Genomic DNA, 2,206 nt, shown 5'->3' with positions numbered 1-2,206 from the left:
GCGGCTCGAGCCGCAGCCGAAATTGTCGCCGGCGACCAGCACCTTCGCATTGCGATAGGCGGGCTGGTTGAGGACGAAATCCGGATTCTCGCTGCCGTCGTCCTTGTAGCGCTGCTCGGAGAAGAGCCCCTTGCCAAGGCCGGTGCGCTTGATGGTCTTGAGGTACTGCTTCGGAATGATCATGTCGGTGTCGACATTGATGATCTTCAGCGGCGCCGCGACGCCTTCCAGCGTGGTGAACTTGTCCATGGTTGCGCTTTCCCGGGGTGGTCTAGGGAACCGGTATTTATCGCGATCGGGGCGGAAATCCTAGGCCGAATTCGGCAGATCTCGTCTGCCTAACCGGGCTCTTGAGTCTCGATCGCAGTCATATCGTCGTCCGACAGGCCGAAATGATGACCGATCTCGTGGATCAGGACGTGGCGGACGATATGGCCGAGGCTTTCATCGTGCTCGGCCCAATAGTCCAGGATCGGCCGGCGGTAGAGCCAGACCATGTTGGGCAGCCGCGCCACGTCGCCAAAACTCTGCTGCGGCAGGCCGACGCCTTGGAACAGGCCGAGCAGGTCGAACTCGCTCTCGCATGCCATCTCGTCCAGGACTTCCTCGGTCGGGAAGTCGTCGACGCGGATGATCACGCCCTCGCACAGCCTTCGAAACTCCGCCGGCAGGCGTTCGGACACTTCGTGCGCCATCGCTTCCATCTCGGCCAGCGAGGGCGCTTTCAATTCCGTCCACATGGGCTTGTCATAGCGTGGGTTTCGCGGCGATGCATCCGGCTTTATAAGCGCGACGAGGTTGACGGGCGCCGTCAAAACGGGGAGCGTAGGGCCTCGAAGTGGACGTTCAAATGGGCGGAAAAATGCGAGCGAAAACAGCGCTGACGCTACTGTGCATGGGGTTGTTTTCGCAGTTTTGCATTGGCGCGGAGGCCCAGACCGCGGCTCCCGGGACCAGGCTGGCTCAGGCGGCGTCGCGAGACGATCTGCCGCCGCCGCGCAAGCGGCCCTCGGCGCGCCTGCGCGTCACGCCCTATTACAGTCCGGATGGCGTCTATCCCCGTTACAATCCCGGTCCCGATGCGGTCCGCGAGTGCAATGCCACCTATGTGCAGGAATATCGCCCCAGCGGCACGGTGATCGTGCCGCATATGAGCTGCTACTGGCGCCGGGGCTGATACGAGCGCGATGCCGTCGCGCGCCTGAGGCGGAGGTCTTCATGACGAGATGGTTCGCATTGGCGGTTGCTGTCGGGCTTGCCGCAGGCCTGCCTCACGCGTCCGCTGCGCACAGGGTGACGAAGCTGCCCGACGCGTCGGCCGGGCGCGCGGTGTTCGACGGGCGCCGACATGTGCGGTCCGACGTCGTGCGATACGCCCCGCGTCCTGATCCGCATTACTACGCGCGCCCGGTCTACTACCGTCCTTATCCCTACGGCGTGCCCGCACCGTTCGTGCTCGGCTTCGGGCCGTGGTGACGACGTCGCGGCGCGACGTCGGGCCCGTTGTTCATTCATGAGGCATTCACGTCGCTGTCCCTAATTTAATCTTGGGAGCGACTGCCAATGAACAGGGATGACGCGCGCCGGGAGCGAGCGTCGCAACTCCGCTGTCCAGATTCAGGGAGAAGTCGATGCTGAGAATATTGGGTCTCACGGCAAGCCCGATGCGCTTGCTCGGGATTGCGGCTGCTGCGACGCTGATGCTGTCGGCCGGGACCTCGCGTCCTGCCGAGGCGATGACCCCGATCAATCCGACGGCGTTGCCTGCGGCGAAGGCCGCAAGTGGCGATGTGATCCCGGTTCGCCACGGCGGCGGCGGCGGCGGCGGTGGACATGGTGGTGGCGGTCATGGCGGCGGCTTCCACGGTGGAGGCGGCTTCCACGGTGGCGGAGGGCATATCGGTGGCTTCCGCGGCGGTGGTTTCCACGCGGGTGGCTTCCGCGCCGCGCCCGCCTTTCATGGCGGCGGCTATCGCTACGGCGGAGTTCGCCATTATGGCGGAGGCGGATTCCATCGCTACGGCATCTATCGCCCCGCCTATTACGGCCATCGCCATTTCCACCGGCGCTACTATGGCGGCTACTATCCCTATTACAGCCATCCGCGCCGCTGCCGGGTCATCTGGACCTATTACGGCCCGCGCCGCGTCTGCCGCTGGCATCGCTGGCACCATCCGTACCGCTATTGGTGATGTGAGTTGCTGCT

Annotated in this window: 5 protein-coding genes; 3 read left to right on the top strand and 2 right to left on the bottom strand. The window is 64.4% G+C overall.

Annotated elements, in window-relative coordinates; genetic code table 11:
• Positions 1-249 (bottom strand): 3-isopropylmalate dehydratase small subunit (leuD, locus tag IVB47_RS08620; RefSeq protein WP_247461026.1); only part of this gene is annotated, 249 nt, incomplete at its 3' end.
• Positions 250-338: 89 nt separating this feature from the next.
• Positions 339-740, bottom strand: coding sequence for a metallopeptidase family protein (locus IVB47_RS08615; protein ID WP_247461025.1), 402 nt, complete (start codon positions 738-740; stop codon positions 339-341).
• Between the two features lie 155 nt (positions 741-895).
• Here IVB47_RS08615 and IVB47_RS08610 point away from each other — a divergent pair, with 155 nt between their 5' ends.
• The 3 genes from IVB47_RS08610 (at position 896) to IVB47_RS08600 (ending at position 2,192) form a co-directional block, all read left to right on the top strand.
• Positions 896-1,177: a hypothetical protein gene (locus tag IVB47_RS08610; protein WP_247461360.1), complete on the top strand. Its 282-nt coding sequence runs from the start codon at positions 896-898 to the stop codon at positions 1,175-1,177.
• 41 nt (positions 1,178-1,218) lie between these two features.
• Positions 1,219-1,476, top strand: a complete 258-nt coding sequence (locus IVB47_RS08605; protein ID WP_027514972.1) for a hypothetical protein — start codon at positions 1,219-1,221, stop codon at positions 1,474-1,476.
• A 155-nt stretch (positions 1,477-1,631) separates the two neighbouring features.
• Positions 1,632-2,192, top strand: coding sequence for a hypothetical protein (locus IVB47_RS08600; RefSeq protein WP_247461022.1), 561 nt, complete (start codon positions 1,632-1,634; stop codon positions 2,190-2,192).
• Positions 2,193-2,206: the final 14 nt, after the last annotated feature.

The sequence above is a fragment of the Bradyrhizobium sp. 62 genome (genome assembly GCF_023073035.1).
In the GTDB taxonomy this organism is placed as follows: Bacteria; Pseudomonadota; Alphaproteobacteria; order Rhizobiales; family Xanthobacteraceae; genus Bradyrhizobium.
Note: the sequence above shows the minus strand (reverse complement) of the source record. Positions and strands in the feature narration are given on the sequence as shown.